This window comes from Colwellia sp. RE-S-Sl-9, from assembly GCF_048296855.1.
Taxonomy (GTDB): domain Bacteria; phylum Pseudomonadota; class Gammaproteobacteria; order Enterobacterales; family Alteromonadaceae; genus Pseudocolwellia.
Genome location: NZ_CP182631.1, coordinates 3312910 through 3337521, shown reverse-complemented (window position 1 = coordinate 3337521; position 24612 = coordinate 3312910). Strand labels below are relative to the sequence as shown.

General features: G+C 35.6%; 23 protein-coding genes. 15 read left to right on the top strand and 8 right to left on the bottom strand.

The window, feature by feature from the left end:
• The first annotated feature begins 20 nt into the window (after positions 1-20).
• The 5 genes from ACM9HF_RS14390 (at position 21) to ACM9HF_RS14370 (ending at position 5052) form a co-directional block, all read left to right on the top strand.
• Positions 21-1730, top strand: coding sequence for a M1 family metallopeptidase (locus ACM9HF_RS14390; protein WP_473610099.1), 1710 nt, complete (start codon positions 21-23; stop codon positions 1728-1730).
• On the top strand, positions 1711-2844 hold the full coding sequence (locus tag ACM9HF_RS14385) for an S-(hydroxymethyl)glutathione dehydrogenase/class III alcohol dehydrogenase (RefSeq protein WP_473610094.1): 1134 nt from the start codon (positions 1711-1713) through the stop codon (positions 2842-2844). The genes ACM9HF_RS14390 and ACM9HF_RS14385 overlap by 20 nt, the downstream gene beginning before the upstream one ends.
• Before the next feature lie 19 nt (positions 2845-2863).
• A complete protein-coding gene (fghA, locus tag ACM9HF_RS14380; RefSeq protein WP_473618313.1) occupies positions 2864-3712 on the top strand; it encodes an S-formylglutathione hydrolase in 849 nt (282 codons plus the stop codon).
• Entirely contained in the window at positions 3693-4319 is a 627-nt protein-coding gene (locus tag ACM9HF_RS14375) for a HutD/Ves family protein (protein ID WP_473610092.1), read from the top strand. The genes fghA and ACM9HF_RS14375 overlap by 20 nt, the downstream gene beginning before the upstream one ends.
• 235 nt (positions 4320-4554) lie before the next feature.
• On the top strand, positions 4555-5052 hold the full coding sequence (locus ACM9HF_RS14370; RefSeq protein ID WP_473610089.1) for a 2TM domain-containing protein: 498 nt from the start codon (positions 4555-4557) through the stop codon (positions 5050-5052).
• Between the two features lie 62 nt (positions 5053-5114).
• Here the strand turns inward: ACM9HF_RS14370 and ACM9HF_RS14365 are convergent, their stop codons facing one another.
• Positions 5115-5648 (bottom strand): PEP-CTERM sorting domain-containing protein, encoded by a 534-nt coding sequence (locus ACM9HF_RS14365; protein WP_473610085.1) that lies wholly within the window; start codon positions 5646-5648, stop codon positions 5115-5117.
• Positions 5649-5864: 216 nt separating this feature from the next.
• Here ACM9HF_RS14365 and ACM9HF_RS14360 point away from each other — a divergent pair, with 216 nt between their 5' ends.
• Positions 5865-6431, top strand: coding sequence for a DUF4166 domain-containing protein (locus ACM9HF_RS14360; RefSeq protein ID WP_473610082.1), 567 nt, complete (start codon positions 5865-5867; stop codon positions 6429-6431).
• Between the two features lie 150 nt (positions 6432-6581).
• Here ACM9HF_RS14360 and ACM9HF_RS14355 read toward each other — a convergent pair whose 3' ends face one another.
• Complete coding sequence (locus ACM9HF_RS14355) at positions 6582-9434, bottom strand: M16 family metallopeptidase (protein WP_473610078.1); 2853 nt, start codon at positions 9432-9434, stop codon at positions 6582-6584.
• 285 nt (positions 9435-9719) lie between these two features.
• On the opposite strand from ACM9HF_RS14355, the gene ACM9HF_RS14350 reads away from it, so the two are divergent.
• A complete protein-coding gene (locus tag ACM9HF_RS14350; RefSeq protein WP_473610075.1) occupies positions 9720-10595 on the top strand; it encodes an SPFH domain-containing protein in 876 nt (291 codons plus the stop codon).
• Positions 10596-10826: 231 nt separating this feature from the next.
• A complete protein-coding gene (locus ACM9HF_RS14345; protein WP_473618312.1) occupies positions 10827-10964 on the top strand; it encodes a type II toxin-antitoxin system antitoxin in 138 nt (45 codons plus the stop codon).
• A 649-nt stretch (positions 10965-11613) separates the two neighbouring features.
• On the opposite strand, the gene polA is transcribed toward ACM9HF_RS14345, so the two are convergent.
• The 3 genes from polA to ACM9HF_RS14330 all read right to left on the bottom strand — a co-directional run bounded on the left by polA (position 11614) and on the right by ACM9HF_RS14330 (position 16179).
• Complete coding sequence (gene polA, locus ACM9HF_RS14340) at positions 11614-14364, bottom strand: DNA polymerase I (protein ID WP_473610071.1); 2751 nt, start codon at positions 14362-14364, stop codon at positions 11614-11616.
• 566 nt (positions 14365-14930) lie between these two features.
• Positions 14931-15509, bottom strand: coding sequence for a DUF2780 domain-containing protein (locus ACM9HF_RS14335; protein ID WP_473610067.1), 579 nt, complete (start codon positions 15507-15509; stop codon positions 14931-14933).
• A 76-nt stretch (positions 15510-15585) separates the two neighbouring features.
• Positions 15586-16179: a thioredoxin family protein gene (locus tag ACM9HF_RS14330; protein WP_473610063.1), complete on the bottom strand. Its 594-nt coding sequence runs from the start codon at positions 16177-16179 to the stop codon at positions 15586-15588.
• 334 nt (positions 16180-16513) lie between these two features.
• Between ACM9HF_RS14330 and ACM9HF_RS14325 the strand changes: the two genes are divergently transcribed.
• Positions 16514-17701, top strand: coding sequence for an acetyltransferase domain-containing protein (locus ACM9HF_RS14325; protein WP_473610059.1), 1188 nt, complete (start codon positions 16514-16516; stop codon positions 17699-17701).
• Between the two features lie 106 nt (positions 17702-17807).
• On the opposite strand, the gene ACM9HF_RS14320 is transcribed toward ACM9HF_RS14325, so the two are convergent.
• The gene (locus ACM9HF_RS14320) at positions 17808-18305 is read right to left on the bottom strand and encodes a DUF1353 domain-containing protein (RefSeq protein ID WP_473610056.1); all 498 of its coding nucleotides are present in this window, start codon (positions 18303-18305) and stop codon (positions 17808-17810) included.
• Positions 18306-18621: 316 nt separating this feature from the next.
• On the opposite strand from ACM9HF_RS14320, the gene ACM9HF_RS14315 reads away from it, so the two are divergent.
• On the top strand, positions 18622-18858 hold the full coding sequence (locus ACM9HF_RS14315) for a hypothetical protein (RefSeq protein ID WP_473610052.1): 237 nt from the start codon (positions 18622-18624) through the stop codon (positions 18856-18858).
• A 15-nt stretch (positions 18859-18873) separates the two neighbouring features.
• Positions 18874-19122, top strand: coding sequence for a hypothetical protein (locus ACM9HF_RS14310; RefSeq protein WP_473610048.1), 249 nt, complete (start codon positions 18874-18876; stop codon positions 19120-19122).
• A 91-nt stretch (positions 19123-19213) separates the two neighbouring features.
• Here ACM9HF_RS14310 and ACM9HF_RS14305 read toward each other — a convergent pair whose 3' ends face one another.
• Positions 19214-20062: a LysR family transcriptional regulator gene (locus ACM9HF_RS14305; RefSeq protein ID WP_473610045.1), complete on the bottom strand. Its 849-nt coding sequence runs from the start codon at positions 20060-20062 to the stop codon at positions 19214-19216.
• 212 nt (positions 20063-20274) lie between these two features.
• On the opposite strand from ACM9HF_RS14305, the gene rimK reads away from it, so the two are divergent.
• The 4 genes from rimK to ACM9HF_RS14285 are packed head-to-tail and all read left to right on the top strand — an operon-like array spanning position 20275 to position 23634.
• A complete protein-coding gene (gene rimK / locus ACM9HF_RS14300) occupies positions 20275-21183 on the top strand; it encodes a 30S ribosomal protein S6--L-glutamate ligase (protein WP_473610042.1) in 909 nt (302 codons plus the stop codon).
• A gap of 8 nt (positions 21184-21191) precedes the next feature.
• Complete coding sequence (locus ACM9HF_RS14295) at positions 21192-22220, top strand: succinylglutamate desuccinylase/aspartoacylase family protein (protein WP_473610038.1); 1029 nt, start codon at positions 21192-21194, stop codon at positions 22218-22220.
• A 43-nt stretch (positions 22221-22263) separates the two neighbouring features.
• Positions 22264-22707: an ATP-dependent zinc protease family protein gene (locus ACM9HF_RS14290; protein WP_473610035.1), complete on the top strand. Its 444-nt coding sequence runs from the start codon at positions 22264-22266 to the stop codon at positions 22705-22707.
• 60 nt (positions 22708-22767) lie between these two features.
• Positions 22768-23634, top strand: a complete 867-nt coding sequence (locus ACM9HF_RS14285; RefSeq protein ID WP_473610032.1) for a mechanosensitive ion channel family protein — start codon at positions 22768-22770, stop codon at positions 23632-23634.
• Positions 23635-23684: 50 nt separating this feature from the next.
• On the opposite strand, the gene speB is transcribed toward ACM9HF_RS14285, so the two are convergent.
• Positions 23685-24611, bottom strand: a complete 927-nt coding sequence (gene speB, locus ACM9HF_RS14280; RefSeq protein ID WP_473618311.1) for an agmatinase — start codon at positions 24609-24611, stop codon at positions 23685-23687.
• Position 24612: the final 1 nt, after the last annotated feature.

The following is a 24612-nucleotide window of genomic DNA, read 5'->3' as shown; positions in this document are numbered from 1 at the left end:
ACAACTGATATGTAACAACTATGACAATAACTACTCTATTTAGCTCGCTGCTCATTTTTATTTTATGCTTTGCACCACAAGCTTTTGCCAAACAACTTTTTTCTGCTGCCGATGAAGTTTCGCAACAAGATATTTTACGTGGTTCTATTACACCAGAACGCGCGTGGTGGGATTTAACTCATTACCATCTTGATATTAACGTTGATCCTGCAAGTAAATCTATTTCAGGCACTAACACCATGAAGTATCGTGTATTAAGCCAACAAAAACCTCTGCAAATAGAACTTCAGCAACCTTTGATATTAGAAAAAGTCACACAAAATGGCCAAGCTTTAAAATTTACTCAACAAGGTTATTCGTATTTTATTAATACTCAGCCTAATGCCGAAATAGGTAAAGAATATGCAGTAGTGATGCATTTTTCAGGTATTCCAAAAGAAGCGGTAAAAGCACCTTGGGATGGAGGTATTACGTGGAATAAAGACGAAAACGATATCGATTTTATTGCTTCATCTTGCCAAGGTTTAGGTGCTAGTATTTGGTGGCCTAATAAAGACCATGCCTACGACGAACCTGATAACGGCGTATTAATAAGTGTTGAAGTGCCTGAGCATTTGTTTGATGTATCTAACGGTCGATTAATTAAAATTGAACATAACAAAACCGCTAAAACGAAAACTTATCACTGGAAAGTAACTAATCCAATAAATAATTATGGCGTAAATATTAACATTGGCGATTACGTTAATTTTAATGAAGTTTACCAAGGCGAAAACGGCAAACTTGATATGAATTATTATGTTTTACGCGATAATTTAACCAAGGCCAAAAAGCAATTTGCAGAAGCTAAACGCACCATTGAAGCACTCGAATATTGGTTTGGTCCTTATCCTTTTTATGAAGATAGCTACAAGCTAGTTGAAGCGCCCTATTTAGGTATGGAACATCAAAGTTCTGTGACTTATGGCAATGGCTATAAAAACGGTTATTTAGGTTCAGACCGTAGTCAAACAGGTGTTGGCTTACTGTTTGATTTTATTATTGTGCATGAAACAGGACACGAATGGTTTGCCAATAATATAACCAGTGTTGATATTGCCGACATGTGGATACATGAAAGCTTTACGAGCTACTCAGAAAACCTATTTGTTGAATATCATTTTGGCAAAGAAAAAGCCTTTGAATATGTTAGAGGCCAACGGTTGAATATTCAAAATACGAGCCCAATTATTGGCAAGTATAATGTTCATCAAGAAGGTTCAAGCGATATGTACGACAAAGGTGCCAATATGTTACATACCATAAGACAAATCGTGAATAACGATACCACTTGGCGTAATCTATTACGCGGTTTGAATAAAGAATTTTTCCATAAAACGGTGACTACTCAACAAGTAGAACATTATATTAATGAGCATACTGGCCTAGATTTTTCTAAAGTATTTAACCAATACTTAAGAGATGTACGAATTCCTACCTTTGAGTTTTTTGTTAAAGATAAAATATTAAAAATAAAATGGAGTAATACCGTTAAAGATTTTAATATGCCTGTTAAAATATTTATTAATAATAAAGAAAAATGGATCACGCCTACATCTGAGTGGGCTGAAATTGAATTAACAACAGCAGATCCATCAATTACCATAGACCCTAATTTTTATGTGAATACATTAAATATATTAGGTAATAAGCAGATTAAAGGTATTAATCATGACAGACCAATTTATTAAATCAAAAGCCGCCATAGCATGGGGCCCTAATCAACCTTTAAGTATTGAAGAAGTTGATGTAATGCTGCCACGAAAAGGCGAAGTATTAGTTAAAATTATTGCTTCGGGTGTTTGTCATACCGACGCATTTACCCTCTCGGGAGAAGATCCAGAAGGCATTTTTCCTGCTATTTTAGGTCATGAAGGCGGTGGTATTGTTGAACAAGTTGGTGAAGGCGTAACTAGCGTTGCGGTTGGCGATCACGTTATTCCACTTTACACACCTGAATGTCGTGAGTGTAAATTCTGTTTGTCGGGTAAAACTAATTTGTGTCAGCAAATACGTGAAACGCAAGGTAAAGGTTTAATGCCTGACGGCACTACACGCTTTTATAAAGACGGCCAACCTATTTATCATTACATGGGTTGTTCAACGTTTTCTGAGTACACCGTTTTACCTGAAATATCACTCGCTAAAGTAAATCCTAAAGCACCACTTGAAGAAGTGTGTTTATTAGGTTGTGGTGTTACTACAGGTATGGGCGCAGTAATGAATACCGCTAAAGTTGAAGAAGGCGATACGGTTGCTATTTTCGGTTTAGGTGGTATTGGCCTTTCAGCCGTTATTGGCGCAACCATGGCAAAAGCTTCACGCATTATTGTTATAGACATTAACGAAAGCAAATTTGAACTTGCTAAGAAATTAGGCGCAACGGATTGTATTAATCCGAAAGATCACGACAAACCGATCCAAGACGTTATCGTAGAATTAACCGATGGCGGCGTAGATTACTCGTTTGAATGTATTGGTAACGTTGACATTATGCGCTCAGCTCTTGAGTGTTGCCATAAAGGTTGGGGCGAGTCGGTTATTATTGGTGTAGCGGGGGCAGGTAAAGAAATTTCAACACGTCCTTTCCAATTAGTAACTGGTCGAGTATGGCGTGGTACAGCATTTGGTGGGGTTAAAGGCCGCACTGAGTTACCTGAATATGTAGAGCGTTACTTAGCGGGCGAATTTAAGTTAGACGACTTTATTACTCATACTATGTCTCTTGAAGGCATTAACGATGCTTTTGATTTAATGCATGAAGGTAAGAGTATTCGCAGCGTAATTCACTTTGATCATAAATAAAATGGCTGAAAATAATATTATGTTAACTGACTCTACTTTAACAAAAACGAGCGAAACTAAAATTTTTGAAGGTAAACAACAGCAGTTTACTCATCAATCAAGTAGCACAAACTGTGTTATGCAATTTGCTATTTACTTGCCACCCCAAGCCAGCGAAACTAATAAAGTTCCTGTTTTATACTGGCTTTCAGGCTTAACCTGTACTGATGAAAACTTTGTACAAAAAGCCGGAGCGCAGCGTATTGCCGCTGAATTAGGCATGGCGATTGTATGTCCGGACACTAGCCCGCGTGGTGAAGATGTCGCCAATGATGAAGGTTACGACTTAGGACAAGGTGCTGGTTTTTATGTAAATGCAACTCAAGCACCTTGGGCGGATCATTACCAAATGTATGATTACGTGGTAAACGAGTTACCTGGTTTAATTGAAGCTAATTTTCCTGTTTCACAACAACGATCCATTAGCGGACATTCAATGGGCGGCCATGGCGCATTAACTATTGCACTTAAAAACCCATCACGCTATTCGTCGGTATCTGCTTTTAGCCCTATTGTTAATCCTATTAACTGCCCTTGGGGTCAAAAAGCATTAACAGCATACTTAGGTGACAATGTAGAAGCTTGGCGAGAATACGACACATGTGAACTCATCAAAAAATCTGCACAACACTTACCCATGTTAGTTGAACAAGGCTTAGCTGATAATTTTTTAGTAGAACAGCTTAAACCTGAAAACTTATTAGCAGCAGCGAAAAGTGTTAACTACGACCTGACGCTAAATCAGCATGAGGGCTATGATCACAGCTACTTTTTTATCGCCAGCTTTATTGAAAACCATTTACGTTTTCATGCTAAACACATTATCTAATGAGTTTACTGAGAAACATGTGATAGAAATTATTCCCCCTAAACAATTTAAAACAGTTCCGTGGAAAAACGGCTTAGGTGAAACCACTGAACTGGCGATAAATGTAGGGGGAACATTAGATGATTTTGATTGGTGTTTAAGTATAGCCAGTGTGATTGAAGATGGCGTATTTTCAAACTTTGCTGGCTATACCCGTCACCTAATTTTAATTGACGGTAACGGTATTAACCTACAGCACAACGACAGTAAAATAGATAAGCTAAATAACCTACTCGATATGGCTACCTTTAACGGTGACGATAAAACTGTAGGTAATTTACATTCAGGCGACATTACCGATTTTAATGTTATTACCCGTACAGAAGGTTTTAATACCAACGTAATAGCTGAACATAAACTAGTTAATTATCCGCTAGAACAAGCCGATTTATGTTTTGTTTACAGCTTATATCGTGATGCTGAGTTGATCATTAGTGATACAAAAGAAGTAATTAAATTACCTGCGGATCACTTATTAAAAATACAGCCGGCCTGCCAAACTCAAAACAATATCTTCGCGAGCCTAACAGGCACACATTTAATTGTGGTTTATTTATACCAACAATAAAGTCACACTTACTTCATAAAATATCCTTTTTGCAAACCAATATACATGCAACATATTGAAAAAGTTATATGGTTTGTTTAATACTTACAATAATAAACATGACTTTAACCTGCCACAGATAAATGGTAACTTATTGATATTAAAGTATTGTCATATGTCTGACGTGTTAGTGACGTGGTGCAAAGCATCATTTATCAGTCAAACTACGAAACAGATAACAGCTAAGGAAGAAATAATGATAGTTAGAAAATTAAGGTTACAACAAGGCTGGTCTCAAGAGCAATTATCTGAATTTAGCGGGTTAAGTATTCGCACCATTCAGAGAATTGAACGAGGTCAAAATGCCAGTGTTGAATCTTTAAAGTCTTTAGCTGCTGTTTTTGAAGTAGAGATAACTGATTTAACACAGGAGAACGATATGAACAACGATACAGCTCAACCACAATCAGCAGCAGGCCATGCGTCAATTTCACACGAAGAAGAAAGCGCCATTAAACATGTAAAAGATATTAAAGACTTTTACTCCCATTTAGTTACCTATGTATGTGTAATCGTGGGATTGTTTTTAGTGAATATGTTTACAAACCCAAATCATATATGGTTTATATGGACCGCTATTTTCTGGGGTATTGGTATTGTTTCACACGGGCTTTCTGTATTTGAAGTATTCAATTTTTTCAGCCCTGAATGGGAAAAAAAACAAATAGAAAAGCGATTAGGTAGAAAGTTATAAATAATGTATAAAAATAGGGCCAATTGGCCCTATTAAAAAATAACATATTTAATTTATCTTAATTACTTTCTTCTTGATAAAGCAAATCCAACTAAACCAAGACCAAATAATATTAGTGATGCTGGCGCAGGGACAGATGTAAGTGTGTCGTTATATTGAATACTAGTTGTAATAAATGCTGTGCTTAGGTTTAGGTTAACACCGCTTGCAAAATCCACATTTACAACTATTAAAGAGTCATTCAACAATAAATTTAAATCTGCAGCAGATATGCTCTGAGACACTTTAAATAAATTATCATCACTACTAAAACTTGTAACCAAATTACTTGCTGTCGCTTGAATTCCAGAACCACTTAGAACAGATTCAACATCAAAATCAAAGGATTCACCAAGGGTAGCACCAATAGTAAAATCACCTCTAATTAAGAACTCCAATACACCACCACTTCCATCAGAAGGCGCTAAAGCAGAAAAATTAAAAACAAAATTTTCTCCAGCAACTGTTTGTGATTGAGTTTCAGACAAAGTTATTAGTCCTGCATTTGCTGTTCCGCAAATTATAAGCATAGCTATCAATGCTAAATATTTTTTCATGTTTATGTTCCAATTATTTGTTGTATTTATAAAATATAAAGCACAAATCAAGCCACACTGTAATGCATTGTATTCAATATACTTTTTTATTTATTATGAAATTTGTGTAAAAAAAATGGACAGTATAAACATTTTATTAAAAATAAATGTTGTTCGCATTTTCACGTTTCTATACCCTTTTATATTTCCTAGTTATTTACCGTTTCAGAGGTTCATTTGCAAAACAAGATAGTCAGTCACTGGTTTGATAAAGATTTTGTGAATTTAGATCCCCTTTTACAGAAGCTTCATGTATTTGGAGGAGAGTTATTAGGTGATGTTGATATAATCTATGGCACCGGCTTATCAGGTTTTATAGGTAAGCGATTAGCTAAAAAAATGGAACTTCCTGAACAAGGAGTACATAAACTACGTGTTGCTATTTCACACTCAAAGAAAGGTCTACACTGGAACAGAAGGTTTAATGATAATAACCTTGTAGCATCATTATTTACCCCTGTTAATAATATTACCAATGGCTATTGGTTAGAAAAAACAGGACCTATAACAATGAAACTAACAGTAGACATTATTAATGGTGGTTGGTATTGGCGTTGTTTACATATTTCATTATTTGGTATTCCAATACCACTATGGCTAATCCCCAAGTCTAAAGCATTTAAAACGATTGAAAATGGGAAATACAAATTCCATGTTGCATTTACTTACCCTCTTTTGGGGAACCTTGTTTCTTATAGTGGAATATTAGATGCGCAGTATAATGAACATAGGCATTCTATTTGATGTGACATATAAAGTTACCGATGCTGCATATACTTTCCATGGTATGCGATTTTATAGATGTTAATTTACTGTTATATAAATAAAAACCTGCATTATTGCAGGTTTTTTAATTGAGCTATTACGTATTTAATATTTAACTTAATCACTCCATCAAATATCGTAATCAATCACTTCATACCCCAATGCTTCAAGTTGCGGTTTTAATACGCTAGCATTACCTACTACCACCATCAGCATTTCTTTCAGGTTAAGGTGTTTTTTAGCTAAGGCGTTAATTTCTTCAGCTGTAATATTTTCTACAATTTCGGTACGTTTTTTTACGAAATCTGGCGTTAAATCATGCTCTAAAATTTGCGCTAAAAAGCCTAGTTTTGCATGAGGGGTTTCATACTTTAAGGCATCTTTTTGATTTATTGCTTTACGCATAAAAGCGAGCTCTTCTGCTGTAATACCGTTTTCAGCGTAATTTTTAATTTCTTTTACAAATTCAACAATCGACTTGTCGGTAACATCAGCTCTTACTTCAGCACTGGCTGTATAAGCACCGGCTAGTTTGTCTGCGCTGAAGTATGAACGAGCACCGTAGGTATAGCCTTTATCTTCACGTAAATTTAGGTTAATACGACTATTAAAAGCACCACCTAGAGGAAAGTTCATTAAGTACGATTTATAAAACTCACCCGTAATGTCTTGAGTAATTGAGCGCTTACCTATTCGAATAACGGATTGTGCCGCATCGTCTTTATTAACAAGGTAAATAACGCCCATTTTTGTATCAGATATAGGTAACGTCAAATCAAGCTCTTCGCCTTTACCTTGCCATGTTTTAAATACATCGAATACTTTAAGTATGTCTTTTTCAGGTAAGTCAGATACAACAATAGCTTGCCCGTCTTTAGGTTTTATTTGTTTGTTATAAAACGCTTTTACGTCAGCTAAAGTAATGTTTTTCAAGCTAGCTTCAGAACCACCACTTGGTGTGGCTGCTATATTGTCTGCATGTAACAGCTGTCGGTAAGCCGTTGCAGCTAAGTAACCCGCATCTTTTTTATTGTTTATAGCGCCTTGAATCGCATTATTTTGGTTACGTACAAAGTCGCTTTCTATAAAGGCTGGCTGCATCAGCTTTTCATTAACTAACGCCATTGTTTCAGTTAAATGCTTAGTTAATGCATTTACACTAATGGTTAAGTAATGATCCGTTGAGGAAATATTAACTGAACTGCCTAATTTCTCTAACTCGTTACTCATATCCTCGGCACTACGCGTGGTGGTTGATTCATTTAACATAGCGGCTAATAACGTTACTAAACCGGCTTTATCTTTAGACTCAAAGTAATGACCCGCAGGAATTTTAAGTAATAACGATGTGGTGGGCGTTTCTGTGCTTTGAGTACCTAATATTTTAATGCCGTTAGCTAATTCCCTTTGCCACATTTGCGGAACATCAACAGGTTTATTGGCTTTAGCTATAGGCATAAGGTTCCGGTCAAAGTTGTCTTTAACCTTACGTACTTTAATAGCGTCTGCCGAAGTGGTGGCTGTTCGATCAAAAGTTCTCTCTTTTGGTTTAAAGGTGTCTTGTGCTGCAACCATATCAAGCTTACCTTTAGGTACAACACTCATAATTACGCCATGCTTCCCTTTAAGATATTTTTTATACACACGCATAACATCAGCTTTAGTGACACCAGCATAGCGAGCAATATCTTGTTCAATATAGTTAGGATTACCTTTAAAGGTTTGATTGGCAGCTAATTGACTCACTTTTCCTTGCACACTTTGTAAGCCAAACACAAAGCTCGCTTCCATATTTGCTTTTGCTTTGATCAAATCATCGTCTTCTACGCCACGTGATTCAAATTCTACTAATGTGTCTCTCATTACTTTTTCTATATCCGCTAACGACTTACCTGAAGCTGGATGAGGCAAAGCATACAAATTAAAAGTACAGGCAAGCTCTGAACAAGGATGACTGACCGATGCTTGTACCGTGAGTTGATTTTTAACTAAGTTTTTATAGAACAATGACGTTTTACCGCCACCAAGTATGCTTGATAATAAGTCGAGTGGCGCTTCATCTTCGTCGCGTACTGAAACCGTTGGATACGACATATATATAAGTGGCAGATGAACATTATCTTCCATTGAAATGTAACGGTCTTCTTTTATTTCAAAAGTGGGTTTTTCTGGCATTTTTACTTCAGGCCCACGAGGAATACTACCAAAGTATTTTTTGACCAATGCTAATGTTTCGGTAGTATTGATATCGCCACCAATAGTTAAGGTTGCGTTATTAGGGCCATACCAACGTAAAAAGAAAGCTTTTAGGTCGTTTACGTTAACGCGATCTAAATCTTCCATATAACCAATAACAGGCCAAGAATACGGATGCCCTTCTGGATATAACGCTTGTGAAATACGTTCATTTACACGGCCATAAGGACGATTATCAACACGTTGACCACGTTCGTTTTTTACCGTTTCGCGTTGTACTTCAAATTTCTCTTGCGTAACTGCATCCACTAAAAAGCCCATGCGATCAGACTCTAGCCATAACATTTTTTCTAACTGATTGGCTGGAACCGTTTGAAAGTAGTTAGTACGGTCGTTATTAGTTGTACCATTCATGGTACCGCCCGCTTCAGTTACTAACTTAAAATGCTGTTCGTCTGCTACATGTTCAGAACCTTGAAACATCATGTGTTCAAAGAAATGAGCAAAACCTGATTTACCCGCCTCTTCTCTACCTGAACCTACGTGATAGGTCATGTCTACATGCACTAATGGGTCTGATTTATCAGTATGAAGAATTAATGTTAAACCGTTATCTAAAATATATTTCTCATATGGGATCACGGTTTCATGACCAGATTTTTTTACTTCTTCAACGAAGGTAATGCCTGCAACTTTGTGGCTGTCAGTTTTTGAATCTAAATAAGGTAATGTGCTTTCACAAGCGGCTAAGCAAGTAATAAGTAATGGCAGAGTCCATTTTTTCAACGTTAAAGCTCCTAAAGAGAACAATCAATGAGATTTGAATAGCAATAGCTTTATTAAAACCGAAAAGCACACTATTAACCAGTAGTAGACATTTTTATTTACAATTACTTGTTTAATAAAAATGCCCTCCTCTTAATAGCCTTGTGAGGCTCAATTTGCAATAACATCCTTCTTTATTTTCCAATACTTAGTTTTAAAACTTTTGCAATTTCTTTTCAAAACTATTATTGACAAAAACCAAAAGTGATATCATTATGATATCACTTTTGGTTTTAAGGAAGAGTTATGATTACTGAAAATGAAATTAAAGCACCTAGCGGGATCCCTATGATCTTTGTTTTACTACTATTACAAGTAACAGCATTGGTATTAACATTTTTTGCATTAAAAAATGCCGATGCTCTGCTTGTTTTGCTTGGCGTAATAGCTAACATTATTATAGGTATATGCTGGGCTGGATTTTTTATGGTTAACCCCAAAGAAGGTCGAGTTATGCAGTTCTTTGGCAAGTATGCTGGCACAGTACATGAGCCAGGGTTACGATGGGCTAACCCTTTTTATACAAAAATGCGAGTTTCTTTACGTGTTCGCAACTTTGAAAGTGGCCAATTAAAAGTCAACGATAAAAATGGTAACCCAATAGAAATAGCGGCCATTATTGTTTGGGAAGTAGTAGATACTGCTGAAGCTGTGTTTCAGGTAGATAACTACGAAGATTTTGTCTCCATTCAGAGTGAATCTGCATTACGAAATTTAGCAACAACGTATGCTTATGAGAATCATGAAGATGAAGATGATAAAGGTCTAACATTACGTAGTCACCCTGCAGAAATTTCAAATGCTTTACAAATAGAAGTACAAAATCGACTCGAAAAGGCAGGTGTAAAAGTTATAGAGTCACGTATTAGTCACTTAGCGTATTCACCAGAAATAGCTAACGCTATGCTACGTCGCCAACAAGCAATGGCAATTATTTCAGCTCGTAAAAAAGTGGTTGAAGGAGCTGTTGGTATGGTTGAAATGGCGCTACAAAAATTATCAGAGCGTAATATTGTTGAATTAGATACAGAACGTAAAGCCGCTATGGTAAGTAACCTACTTGTTGTATTATGTAGCGATGATGCAGCACAACCTGTAATTAACGCTGGTAGCTTGTACTAAGTATTTTGTTAACTCTTAATTTATAGCGCTTTTATTACTTTATAAATATTACTTAAGATTTAAAAGCGCTATCGAAATAAATAATACCAAAGGCATTAACGAATGGACCTATTTTATACGAAGAATAAATGGGGTATTGCGATTGGTATAAGACGTTAGTCGACGTAAGGTGAATGTGTTTTGGCAAAGAAAGCGTACCCGCTTAGAATAAATGAAGAAATTTTAGATGCTATGCAACGTTGGTCGGACGATGAACTACGTAGTTTAAATGCGCAAATTGAATATGTGTTACGAGATGCTCTACGTAAATCAGGTCGATCTAAACCCCCAACAATAACCCCTATTGTAGATCCTGTAAGCGATAAATAATCTAAATTAACCTCTCTGGATATCACTCAGTTTTTTACATTGCACTGCATTGAAAATTTTAAATAGCTATTAAAAACACGCTGTAACTGTATTGCTTTTTAATTTTAAATAAAAAGCAATGAAAGGCAGAAACATAAAAAGTAATTAACTCCCTCTTCAAAAACTAATAAAACACCATTTATGAAATTTTATTACATATTGTATATTTTTATTCTTTTTAACTTCTTAGACGATTTTATTTACTTTGAATCGCTAAATTATCCCTTTATTTTTCATTGATAACAAAATAAAAAATTACTCAGAAATCATTTTATTACTTATAGAAGCACTAGAGCTTAGGCTTATGAAAAAGGAACTAAATAAATTATAACGAATAAAAACAGAAGCCTAGTGAGAAATAAGAATAAAAAATAAAAGTTAATTCAGACTACTTCTTTATATAACTTTAATTTAGGCAAAAAAAAACCGACAACAGAGTCATCGGTATAGTAGCTATGAGGAAAGCTTAAAATTACAATTATTACAACAAGTGTTCACATCGGGAACAAAATGAATTATAGAGCAAGAGCTCTATATAAGTAAAGCTAAAAATGTAAATAAATTACATTTTTGTACTTTTACACCAAATCAATCCATTTATAGTCTTTAGCTAATGTGCTTCGTCCCAGTTATTACCAATACCCGCTTCGGCAATCAATGGAACACTTAAACTAACCGCGTCATTCATAAGCTGAACAAGCTTTTCAGTAGTTTCTTTTACAATATTTTGATGAATTTCAAAAATTAATTCATCGTGTACTTGCATGGTCATTTTTATACGGGGATCATTTTGCTCTTCAATCCAAGCATCAACATTTAGCATAGCCTTTTTAATAATGTCAGCCGCTGTACCTTGCATAGGTGCATTTATTGCTGCGCGTTCAGCACCTTTTCGTCTCATACCGTTTTTAGACTTAATATCCGGTAGGTATAAACGTCTGCCAAACAAGGTTTCTACGTAACCATTTTCAGTAGCATTTTGACGAGTATCTTCCATATAGTTTTGTACATTAGGGTATCGTTCAAAATAAGTGTCCATATACTCTTGTGCTTTATGGCGCGGAACATCAAGTTGTTTAGCTAAACCAAAAGCCGACATTCCATAAATTAAACCAAAGTTTACCGCTTTAGCACTGCGGCGTTGGTCAGTAGTTACTTCATCTAATGGTACTGAAAATATTTCAGCCGCCGTTGCTTTATGTACATCTAACCCTTTACTGAAAGCAGACACTAGGCCTGGATCATCAGATAAGTGCGCCATAATACGTAATTCTATTTGAGAATAATCGATTGCGACAATTTTATGATTTTCAGGCGCAATAAAGGCTTGACGAATTTTACGCCCTTCTTCACTTCTAATCGGGATGTTTTGTAAGTTTGGATCTGTTGAAGATAAACGACCTGTTGCGGTAACTGCCTGATGATATGAGGTATGTACACGCCCTGATTTTTCACCAACTAATAAAGGTAATTTGTCTGTATAAGTCGATTTAAGTTTACTTAATCCTCTGTTTTCTAGAATTATTTTAGGTAAAGGATAATCAAGCGCTAACTCTTGTAACACTTCTTCAGCGGTTGAAGGAGCACCTTTTGGCGTTTTCTTAATAACGGGAATTTTTAACTCTTCAAACAATATTTTTTGTAATTGCTTAGGTGAACTCAAGTTAAAGTTTTGCCCGGCTATATTGTGCGCTTCTATTTCTAATTCATTCAAACGCATACCTAGCGCATGGCTTTGCTCGTCAAGCAAATAGCTATCAATCAATACACCATGTTGTTCCATTCGTGCTAATACAGGTAATAACGGCATTTCAATGTCATTGAATACTTTAAGCTGATCGGCAGATTGACTTAACTTAGGATAAATAGCTTGATGTAACCTTAACGTAATATCGGCATCTTCAGCAGCATAATGGCTGGCTTTTTCAATATCAATTTGATTAAAGGTTAGCTGTTTAGCACCTTTACCGGCAATATCCTCAAAATGTACGGTTTTATAACCTAAGTACTTATCGGCCAATGCATCCATGTTATGACGTGTTGCTACGCTATTTAAGCAATACGATTCAATCATGGTATCGAATTTAATACCCTGCATTTGAATATTATAATGAGAAAGTACATTGGCGTCGTATTTTAAATTTTGCCCTATTTTAGCAAGGTGTTTATCTTCTAATAATGGTTTAAGTTGAGCTAATACCCAGTCTAATTCAAGTTGCTCTGGAGCACCTTCATAGTCATGCGCAAGTGGCACGTAAGCCGCTTTGCCTGCTTCAACACAGAATGATAAGCCCACTAATTTTGCTTTCATGTAATTAACACTGGTGGTTTCAGTGTCAAAGGCAAAATACTCTGCTGATTTGAGCTTGCTTAGCCAATCTTCAAAAGCAGCTTTAGTTAATACGGTATCGTATTCTGATTTAATATCTGATGCCGTTACAAGCTCTTCGGCTTCAACTGCATCTGTGGAAGCACCTGCATTACTTTTTGTGTCTCCTTTAGATAGATCGGCTAATAAACGACGTAGCTCATATTTAGTATAAAGCTCTGTTAGCTTTTCAACGTTACGCTCTTTAGGCGCTAACGTTGTAGCACTCACGTCTAATTCAACATCTAACTTTATTGTTGCTAATTCATAAGATAATGGCAGTTGTGTTAATGCATTACGTAGATTTTCACCAATTTTACCTTTAACACTGTCAGCATTTGCAATTACGTTGTCTAATGTTTCATGCTCAAGTAACCATTTAACGGCGGTTTTAGGGCCACATTTTTCAACACCGGGAATGTTATCTACCTTATCGCCCATTAAGGCTAAATAATCGATAATTTGATCAGGTCGAACACCAAACTTTTCTTTTACGCCTTCAACGTCTAACTCTACGTTAGTCATAGTGTTAATTAAGCGCACATGCTCGGTAACAAGCTGAGCCATGTCTTTATCACCGGTAGATATTACGGTTTCTATTCCGGCGTTGCTCGCTTGTTGGGCTAAAGTACCAATAACATCATCGGCCTCTACGCCTTCAATAACAAGTAGTGGTAATCCCATGGCTTCCACGATTTCATGTAGTGGCGCTATTTGGGTGCGTAAATCATCGGGCATTGGTGGACGATTTGCTTTGTATTCTGGGTATAAGTCGTTACGGAAGGTTTTTCCTTTTGCATCAAAAATAACGATGATATTTCCATTAGGGTAATCTTTTTTCAGGCTACCTAGCATGTTTAATACACCGGTTATTGCACCTGTTGCTTGCCCATCAGAAGTAGACAAGGCTTGTAAATAAGGAACATGATACGCACGAAATAAATAGGAAGAACCATCCACTAAAATAAGTGGAGATAGTGATGATGTTGGCATGATAATCTTTTACTGACAGACAATTTGAAACAAGAATGCCATATTCCGCTAATTCTCTCTACCTATATGAAGTAAATTACGTAAAAAGTCAGTTTTAATTGTGGATAACTTTGTTGAAAACATCGAGAGTTCGCATAAGGATCTGATGACCGATACGCTAAAATATAGTTAAACTCATGTTTTAATTAACAAAATCAATAAAGATTGGCTTTGATTAACTTATTATTTTTTTTATACGTTATGTGGATAAACTTATTATTAGGCTTTAAATGTGTTGTTCAATTTGTGAACTACCTAATTAATTGTGACAAAAGATTACCAGAATTATTGATGATTACCAGACAATTATTAAACTATTTTGAAAGAAATATGACATGCTTAAATAACAAAAAAACATAAGCGAGTAAACATAAGGCTTGTAGATATTTTATATTCGTTCAAATTAATTTAACAAAAAATTCACATAAAAAAATGAGACTTTGTAGTTTACGATGAAGTGCATTATTCAATCGATAAAATACAAAAATCTCATTTCAAGATTAGGACTTACTAACCTTTAGCAAGCACTATAAAAAGTTAACACCTTCTTTCAACATTGCAGCAGCAGTACCATAATTATTTTGTTCTAAATAACTCGTTACCGTATCTACTAATGGTAAAACTGTTTCTTTTGGAATACCTAATTTTTTAAATGCTGAATCTAAGTAACCCAAGCTTAAAGCTGCTTGACCTTCTTCACTGCCTTTACCTAAAGAAGAAGCTAAGCCACCCAATGAAGATTTAGCCGCTTCAGGAGCATTTTGAATATAGTTTTCTACACCCGGTATAGCTTCACTTATTGAAGAAAAGTTATCACCTAAATTATCTTTAGCGACTTTAAAAAGAGCACCTAATGCGCCTGATGTCATTTCTTTAGATAAACCTAATTTCTCAGATGCATAGCCTACAAGATCATTACTTGTTTGCGCAGCCTCTTCTTTAACCTCTTCAACTTTTGCTTTTGCGTCAGCTGCAGTCTGAACTTGTTCAGTTGATTGCTTTTCGCCCATACCTAAAGCTTCTTTAATGGTATCTAAAAAATCAAATGCGTTAGCCGAAAACGTTGTTACTAATAATGACGATACTAAAATTGTACGTAATTTCATGTTATTCCTTAATTGTATTTACTTTGAATTGTTAAAACAGAGAGCTTCCAGTGTATTACTGAAATAATTCACTCTATTAATATTGTGGTTCGTTACCTTGTTTCCATTTTATATTGCAACCGATAGAAGCTATTTGGTTTTCACTTAGTGTCTTGCCTGCTAATAAGCCATTTATTGCTGCTTTTAAATCTTCGCCTGTTGCTGGTGATTTACCTGAGTCATAATTACCTGAAGAAATTCGCGTTGGGCGTGTATTGTCAAATTGCCCTCTATACGCAAGCTTCTGTTGTTGATCGAACACAAAAATATCTGGTGTACATGCTGCATCAAATGCTTGAGCAACCGCTTGTGTTTCATCAAATAAATAAGGGAATGAATAACCTCGTAAAGCTTTTTCTTTCACCATATTATCAAAGCTGTCAGCTGGGTAGGTATCTGTATCGTTACTGTTTATTGCAATAAATTGAACGCCTTGTTCTTTATATTGCTCAGCTAACTCAGCTAATGTAGGTGCAATATGAATAACATAAGGACAGTGATTACAAATAAATAAAACAACCAATACTTTCGCGTTATCAAAGTCTGACAGCGATGTCATTGTGCCTTCAGTATTTTTTAATGCGAATGCTGGAGCTTTAGTACCTAACGCCATCATTGTTGATTCTGTCATTGCCATGTCGTTCCCCTAAAATAGGATTGATCAATTTCACTGGCGCTATTTTGAAGGATTTCAATCAATAATAATAGCAGCTAATGGTATTATTTTACTTTTTATTAACATTTAAGATTATACACATATCTTCAAAAGTGAGAGCGAATTAAGATATGTCGTGACAGCCAAATACTATGATCAAATTTGATCTAGTATTTCAAAGGTAGTTATTAATGAGTAGTAAGAGGCAAGTAAACAAAAAATACAAGAAGTGCGCTGCACAGTTCTGTATATTATCAATTTTAATCACTAGACACGATAATATTTTCACATCAATTAATGTACTAACAATATGACTATAAATAACACTCAAGTAAATACGACTATACAAAGTTCACAAAGCGATACGATTAAAAAACGTATTGCCTCTATCGATATATTACGTGGTTTTGTTATGTTATTGATGCTGGTAGATCATGTAAGAGAGCGCTTTTTTTATCATCAAAATGTTACCGATCCAATGACATTAAATGAAACCAGTACAGAGTTATTTTTTACTCGAATGACGGCTCATTTATGTGCGCCTGTTTTTGTATTTTTAACGGGACTTTCGGCTTGGCTATATGCCCATCCACATAATAACCCTACCCGTTCAGCAAGCTCATTTTTATTTAAACGCGGTTTATTTATTATTTTTATTGAATGCACACTGATCAATTTTTCATGGTTTGGTACATACAATATTTTGTATCTACAAGTAATGTGGGCAATAGGAGTGAGCATGATAGTGCTTTCTCTTGCGGTAAAAATGAATATAAAACTCATTGCTTTTATGGGGTTAGCGATTATATTTGGTCATAACGCATTAACTCCAATTAGCTTTGCGCCTGATGAATTTGGCTATACCCTTTGGACTATTTTACACGACCGTGGCTACCTTATTTCAGATGGTTTGGTTAAAGTAAAAGCGTCTTACCCCGTATTACCTTGGATTGGTGTTATTTGCTTAGGGTATTTCGCAGGCCCTTTATATTCACAAGCCATATCGTCAACCAAGCGCCAAAAAACATTATTCGTCGCAGGCTTTAGCGCTTTAATACTATTAATAATACTACGAGGGTTTAATTTATACGGCGAAACGCTTGATTGGACAACAGGTATAAATACAATTGAAACCATTAAGTCTTTTGTTAATTACAGTAAATACCCACCATCGTTAAACTATTTATTACTGACTCTAGGTATTGCATGGTTATTACTCGGTTGTTTAGAGAACGTAGATAATAAGTACAGTAAAGTTGTAGAATCGTTTGGTGCCGCACCTATGTTTTTTTACATAGTGCACCTGTATATATTATTGATAGGTTACCGCATTTTTTATACCTTGGTAGGGCCAAATAATGGTGATATTTTAGGTTTTAATTTTGTTTGGCAAATTTGGGCGGCAGCACTACTTTTAGCTGTATTACTTTATTTTCCGACGAAAGCCTTTTCTCTTTATAAAAAAAGAACAACTCAATGGTGGGTAAAATACTTGTAAAAACATCCCTTTTTACAAGTAAATTTAGCGATAAGCATAAACTGCTGATTCGTTTACAGTATAGGTGTAACCAAATTAATTGACCTATTCCTCTTAATATGGTCAATTAATTATCTGAGGTTAGATGCCCTTGTGGACATATCTCTTTGTGCTCTACTCTTCTTAACAAGAGCCAATTTATCCAACCAAAAAATAGCGTTAATAACCAAATAAAATAATCGATCATCATTAATTCATTTCTTTTAATACCAATATTTCTAATTAATGCACACCAATTAAAAAAGCCATTATTCTGCTTAAATTTAAACACTTTTTCATCTTGAATAGCCCATAAATAATTATATTTAAAGCAAAAATCATGAATGATCACAGGAACTAACAACAAACCTGTTGGTGAAAAAAACAGCCAAACAATCCAAGGGTATGAACTACCATCAAACACAAACCCTTTGGGAATAATAATAGTTCGGTTATTCGGTAACTTATAACGCCAATCTTCAATAACTTGCCATTGACGCTTGCGTATTAGTAGTTTAAATAGCTTTGTTAAAAAGCTCTGTTTTTGGGTTTTAATTGGGAAAGGCTGTAGCTTAGGCATTAACATAATGATGATTAACTTATATTTCTCTATTGTTAAATTCTATATTAGGTAAGGTGAAATATTAAAACGTTAAATTTTTACCCTACGCATTAAAAATTTTTATGGTGAGTAACATCAGTCACACTAAAATACAGAGTCACTAATAATTGTTTTTAGTTCCCACAGAAACCTGCATCTTGAATAATAACGGGTATATCCCCCCTCCCTCTATTCATCAAAATTTTTTATCTTCGAAACAAAAACATTTAGCTTTTCTTATTCTTATTTTCAACTCAATATCTAGCGAAATTCAATGGTGAATTTTTTAGAGGAAAAATTAATGAACGTTAGTGAATATGATGACGCAAGCTTAGATGAAGATATAAGCTTAGACGATGATTCGTATTTTAATTCAGGCATTTCAGGTTTTGAAATAGCCTATGGTTCTGGAAATAAGACCGCCATTAAGAAAAAAACAAAACATAAGCTTATTGTAAAAAAGAGGCTTGATATGCTTCGTGAAAAACGTTGGTTAGATCAAGAAACCAACACGTTAATTGACGAATGGGAACACTAATTTTAGGATAACAAAATGAAAAAATTACTTTTAATCACTCTATTAACAGCCGTTAGCACATTTACTTTTGCTGATGAAGACAACGAAAGTTCAGAGCAAGCTTCTGCTTCTTATATTCAATCTGTTCTCGCAATGTGTAAACAAGACGCGGCAGAAGATGAAGTAGCAAGCGAAGAGTTAAAAGCTTACTTACTTGAGTGTGTAAATGATGATTTAGTATCGAATGGTTATAACGAAGTAAAATCGTTACCTTCAGCAAAATAATCAATATTTGAGAAGTAAAATCTACTCGATAGTTTATTTAAATAACTCATTTTATTTTGTTCGTTTGAAAAAGCTGACAGGATAAGATGAGTTATAGTTTTACAAAAGGAAACAACTCAATAGCTTGTTCGATCATTTCTACTTTTTGGCTTTTAGCCAAATAATTTGCGTAAATATCACGTGAGTAAACAGGCGAATTTTCCACTATATACAACTTTTTCTTACGCACATATTCAAAAGTCATTTGCCTTGGTAAGTAAGCACAACCTCCTACATCAAGTATAAAATTTAAAGCAACAATCGGTTGATTCATATGATGCTTAGCAGCCGGAGCATGTTGAAAGTCTCGCATATATTTCACGTTAACCGACTCTCCATAATCAACCATAATAAAATTTTCAAGATGATCTGAATTATCTATATCGCTCGGATTAGTTGATACTAAATGCAGAGGTACTGTCGCAACTTTTTCTGTGATCAAATCTTCAACAAAAGAAGGTTCAAATAAAAAAGCAATATCAATAACCCGATTTAACAGGCTTTTTCTCAATTCTACAGGGCTATATGTAGCCGTTAATAAACTACAATCATCCATATTTTTATGCAGTTTTTGTAACCAATCTTGTAAGGCTATATCCCAAATAGACATCATAGAGCCAATCACCAACTGAGTTGTATTACTTTGTGCAATCCCTACATCTTGTTTGGTTTTTTGCCACATAAAAATAAGTTCATTGGCATGTTTAATTAGCCTATGCCCTTCTGGTGTTAATTTTAAATGCTTTTGACTACGATCGAATAACAAAACACCTAAATCATCTTCGAGTAATTTTATTCTGGCACTTACGGCAGATTGGGTTATAAATAAAGTTTCAGAAGCAACTCTAAAATGTAAGGTTCGGCTGACCTCGAGAAATGTTTTTAGCAATTCAATTTTCATCGTCTACGCTTAAACCAGTCTAATCAAAAATATTTGTTAAACAGTATAAAATATTTAGTTTTATTGTCCAGTTTGTAGTGTATACACTGCGGCACACATTAAGGCATTTAATGCATTTCGGCGGTTGTTAGTGTCACGCTTACTATTGAATGTCCCTTTATTCCAACTTCATTAATGAAGCTGGTATTACTTTTATTAGGAAGACGAACAACATGAAAATAGCCATTTTATCAAGAAACCCAAACCTATACTCTACTCGACGCTTAAAAGAAGCAGGTGAAGCACAAGGCCACGAAGTGGATGTTATAGACACATTACATTGCTATATGGATATTACGAGTAGTCGTCCAACAGTTCGTTACCACGGTAAAGAGTTACCAAAATACGATGCTATTATTCCTCGTATTGGTGCTTCTATTACTTTTTACGGTACCGCTGTAGCGCGTCAATTTGAAATGATGGGAACATTTAATGTTAACGAATCAGTAGCAATCAGTCGCTCTCGTGACAAATTACGCTCACTACAATTATTATCAAGAAAAGGTATTGGCTTACCAAGAACTGGGTTTGCGAGCAAGCCAGATAATATTAAAGATTTAATTAAAAATGTAGGTGGCGCACCATTAGTTATTAAACTACTTGAAGGTACTCAAGGCATAGGTGTTGTACTTGCTGATACAGCTAAAGCCGCTGAAAGTATTATCGAAGCCTTTATGGGACTAAAAGCCAACATACTAGTACAAGAATATATTAAAGAGTCTGGCGGTGCTGATATTCGCTGTTTAGTGATTGGCGGACGCGTTGTTGCAGCCATGAAACGACAAGGTGCTGAAGGCGAGTTTAGATCTAACTTACATCGTGGTGGCTCAGCCGAAGTAGTTAAATTAAGTAAAGCTGAAAGAGAAACAGCCGTTAATGCTGCAAAAGCAATGGGCTTAAATGTATGTGGTGTAGATTTATTACAATCAATTAACGGGCCTATGGTAATGGAAGTTAACTCATCTCCAGGTCTTGAAGGTATTGAAACGGCGACAGGTAAAAACATTGCCGGTATGGTTTTTGACTTCATTGAAAAAAATGAAAACAATACATCGAATAACAAAACACGCGGACAAGGATAATATCAACAATGAGTGATGTATTACGAATAGGTGAATTTGAAATTTTACCCGGAGAACAACGTAAAATTGAACTCCCTGTAGCTAAGTTATATACCGACGCGGATGTCTCTTTACCCATTCACATCATTCGCGCTAAAAAACCCGGTCCAACTATATTTATCAGTGCTGCTGTACATGGCGATGAATTAAATGGTATCGAAATTATTAGACGTTTAATTAGCCAAAAGAATTTCAAAATTATTAGAGGAACTGTTATCGCTGTTCCTATGGTGAACGTATATGGTGTTGTTAACCAAAGTCGCTATATGCCTGATCGCAGAGACTTAAACCGCTGTTTTCCAGGTTCAGCTAAAGGTTCATTAGCTGCGCGTGTTGCACATATATTTTTGAACGAAATAGTGAAACATTGCGACTATGGTATTGATTTACATACGGGTGCAATTCATCGCTCTAACTTGCCTCAAATTCGAGGCGATATGGAAGACGAAGAAACAAAGTTACTTGCGCAAGTGTTTGGCGTACCCGTTGTTTTACACTCAACCATTATTGACGGCTCATTAAGAGATGCTGCAGTTAAAAACAACACCAAAGTACTACTTTACGAAGCCGGTGAAGCCTTACGTTTTGATGAGTTTTCTATTAGAGCAGGTATAAGAGGTATTGAAAATGTATTACAACATTTAGGTCTAATGCGTAAAAAACCACGTAAAAAGAAACCAACAGACCCTTATATTGCTAATAGCAGTGGTTGGCATAGAGCCAATGCCAGTGGCATAGTAAATAACAAAGTCAATTTAGGCGACCAAATAACGAAAGGTGAATTATTAGCCGAAATTGGTAGCCCGTATGGTGATGTGTTGGGCGTTGTAACCGCGTCACGTTCAGGCATATTAATTGGTAAACAAAATATACCTTTAGTACAAGAAGGCGAAGCAATGTTTCATATCGCTTACTTTAAAGAAAGTGATGAAGAAATTGCTGAGCACATAGAAACAGTACAAGATTTATTACTACCTGAAAGTGGTTTATACCTTTAACACATAAATCATTATTAGTTATAAAGACAATTTAGAGAATATTATGAATAGTGATACTAAAACGATTATCGGCCGATTAGAGTCGATCGACTTACCTGATCTTGCTATTACTGATTTACAAGTAAGAGTTGATACCGGCGCAAAAACTTCGTCGCTGCATGTGGATAACATTGTTAGATTAATGAAAAAAGGTAAACCTTACGTTACTTTTGATATTCATCCTGACATTCATAATGTTAGCCGGCTGGTTTCTTGTACAGCGCCTTTAAGCGATATCAGAAAAGTAAAATCGTCTAATGGTGAAGCTGAACAACGCTACGTTATAAAAACACCAATAACACTCGGTGACAAAACATGGGCGATTGAAATTACCTTAACCGATAGATCTGATATGAACTATTTAATGTTGTTAGGTAGAGAAGCGCTAGGCGATCAATTTTTAGTTGACCCTTCTCTTGTTTTTTTACAAACAATAACTAAAAAATAAAATATATAAGAGCACCTAAAATAAAAATAGTTAAGTGCTCTTAAAATAAATGGAGAACCTATGACGTTAGAGCAAGCAAGTACCTTCCTCAATACAAGCATTTTAGTAATAGGCGGACAACCTCTTACCTTGAAAAGCATTATTCTCATACCTGTTTGGATAATGCTTGGTTTATGGCTAACCAAAATTCTGATTAAGTTTATCTCAAGACGTTTAGTATCAAGACATACCGATCCTAATGTTATCCATCTTTTACAACGTCTATTCTATGTTGTTGCTATTACCATATTGGTCATCACCATACTCGACTTAATCAATGTTCCTATTACAGCCTTTGCATTTCTATCAGGTGCCATCGCTATTGGATTTGGTTTCGGCGCACAAAATATTATTAATAATTTTATTAGTGGTTGGATATTAATGTGGGAAAAACCCATTCGTATAGGGGATTTTCTTGAAGTAGATAATGCAAAAGGTATTGTAGAAAAAATTAATACGCGTTCAACACGCATAAGAAGAACAGATGGCGTACATTTACTCATTCCGAATAGTAAGCTGTTAGAAAATACCGTTGTAAACTGGACATTAGTTGACCGACTTGTACGTACTTCTGTGCGTATAGGTGTAGCTTATGGTACATCAGCAAAACTTGTGGCTCAGTTACTACAACAAGTTATTGATAACCAAGAGAACATTCTTAGTGATCCTAAACCTATCGTTACCTTTGAAGACTTTGGTGACAATGCCTTAATTTTTGAAGCTATATTCTGGATAAACTCTAATGTTGAAGGAGGATTACGAACAGCTCGAAGTGAAGTAAGATTTCAGATTGACGAATTATTTACGCAACATAATATTGTTATCGCCTTTCCGCAAAGAGATGTTCATATTGATGGTTCGTTAATGATTAAAAAGGTTGTTGAGTAAAATAACCCCGTTGCCTTATTTCAAGACAACGGGGTTGATATTTAAATACTTTAGATTGAAAGGTGTTTAGCAGCCCATAAGTGCATAAGTTCTAACCCTATAGTGGCTGCAGCTAACGCCGTAATTTCACTATTGTCATAGGAAGGTGCAACTTCTACCACGTCCATTCCTACAATATTAATGCCTGAAAGACCACGTAATATCTTTAATACTTTATCTGTGGTTAATCCACCACATACCGGTGTTCCTGTGCCTGGCGCGTAAGCAGGATCTAAACAATCAATATCAAAAGTTAAATACACAGGCATATCTTTCACTCTTTCACGAATAATAGAGACAATGTCATCTGTCGGCATATCATTCGCTTCTGAGGCATTTATCACCTTAAAACCATGATCTTTCTGCTTGTAGTTTGTACGTATACCCACTTGCACTGATGCATCTTTATCAATAAGCCCTTCTTTAGGTGCATGATAAAACATAGTGCCATGGTCATAACGGCTGCCATTACTATAAGTATCAGTATGCGCATCAAAGTGTATTAACGCCATTTTGCCAAACTTTTTAGCGTACGCTCTTAATAGCGGCAAGGTAATAAAATGATCGCCGCCTAAAGCTAATATCGTCTTATCAGCTGATAATAACGTACTGACTGCGGCATCAACTTGCTGACAAAACGCTTCAGAGTCGCCACAGTTATAAACCAAATCGCCAGCATCCACTATTTTACAATGCTTAGTTAAGTTAAAAGGCCACGGAAAACGCTTACCTTCCCACGCTAAATTCACTGACGCATGTCTAATAGCAGTGGGACCCATTCGAGCCCCAGAACGTCCTGTAGTCGCCATATCAAACGGAAAACCCAATACAACAATGTCTGAGTCGCTGTTGATTGGATCAACCACTAATGGCTGACGTAGAAACGTCATCGCATTAGAGTAGATTGAATTATCTACTTGGTTAAAAACACCTGCCATT

Coding starts and splice junctions, on each gene's coding strand:
- ACM9HF_RS14390 (WP_473610099.1), top strand. CDS start 21: ATGACAATAACTACTCTATTTAGCTCGCTGCTCATTTTTATTTTATGC.
- ACM9HF_RS14385 (WP_473610094.1), top strand. CDS start 1,711: ATGACAGACCAATTTATTAAATCAAAAGCCGCCATAGCATGGGGCCCT.
- fghA (WP_473618313.1), top strand. CDS start 2,864: ATGTTAACTGACTCTACTTTAACAAAAACGAGCGAAACTAAAATTTTT.
- ACM9HF_RS14375 (WP_473610092.1), top strand. CDS start 3,693: ATGCTAAACACATTATCTAATGAGTTTACTGAGAAACATGTGATAGAA.
- ACM9HF_RS14370 (WP_473610089.1), top strand. CDS start 4,555: ATGATAGTTAGAAAATTAAGGTTACAACAAGGCTGGTCTCAAGAGCAA.
- ACM9HF_RS14365 (WP_473610085.1), bottom strand. CDS start 5,648: ATGAAAAAATATTTAGCATTGATAGCTATGCTTATAATTTGCGGAACA.
- ACM9HF_RS14350 (WP_473610075.1), top strand. CDS start 9,720: ATGATTACTGAAAATGAAATTAAAGCACCTAGCGGGATCCCTATGATC.
- ACM9HF_RS14345 (WP_473618312.1), top strand. CDS start 10,827: ATGCAACGTTGGTCGGACGATGAACTACGTAGTTTAAATGCGCAAATT.
- polA (WP_473610071.1), bottom strand. CDS start 14,364: ATGCCAACATCATCACTATCTCCACTTATTTTAGTGGATGGTTCTTCC.
- ACM9HF_RS14335 (WP_473610067.1), bottom strand. CDS start 15,509: ATGAAATTACGTACAATTTTAGTATCGTCATTATTAGTAACAACGTTT.
- ACM9HF_RS14330 (WP_473610063.1), bottom strand. CDS start 16,179: ATGACAGAATCAACAATGATGGCGTTAGGTACTAAAGCTCCAGCATTC.
- ACM9HF_RS14325 (WP_473610059.1), top strand. CDS start 16,514: ATGACTATAAATAACACTCAAGTAAATACGACTATACAAAGTTCACAA.
- ACM9HF_RS14320 (WP_473610056.1), bottom strand. CDS start 18,305: ATGTTAATGCCTAAGCTACAGCCTTTCCCAATTAAAACCCAAAAACAG.
- ACM9HF_RS14315 (WP_473610052.1), top strand. CDS start 18,622: ATGAACGTTAGTGAATATGATGACGCAAGCTTAGATGAAGATATAAGC.
- ACM9HF_RS14310 (WP_473610048.1), top strand. CDS start 18,874: ATGAAAAAATTACTTTTAATCACTCTATTAACAGCCGTTAGCACATTT.
- ACM9HF_RS14305 (WP_473610045.1), bottom strand. CDS start 20,062: ATGAAAATTGAATTGCTAAAAACATTTCTCGAGGTCAGCCGAACCTTA.
- rimK (WP_473610042.1), top strand. CDS start 20,275: ATGAAAATAGCCATTTTATCAAGAAACCCAAACCTATACTCTACTCGA.
- ACM9HF_RS14295 (WP_473610038.1), top strand. CDS start 21,192: ATGAGTGATGTATTACGAATAGGTGAATTTGAAATTTTACCCGGAGAA.
- ACM9HF_RS14290 (WP_473610035.1), top strand. CDS start 22,264: ATGAATAGTGATACTAAAACGATTATCGGCCGATTAGAGTCGATCGAC.
- ACM9HF_RS14285 (WP_473610032.1), top strand. CDS start 22,768: ATGACGTTAGAGCAAGCAAGTACCTTCCTCAATACAAGCATTTTAGTA.
- speB (WP_473618311.1), bottom strand. CDS start 24,611: ATGGCAGGTGTTTTTAACCAAGTAGATAATTCAATCTACTCTAATGCG.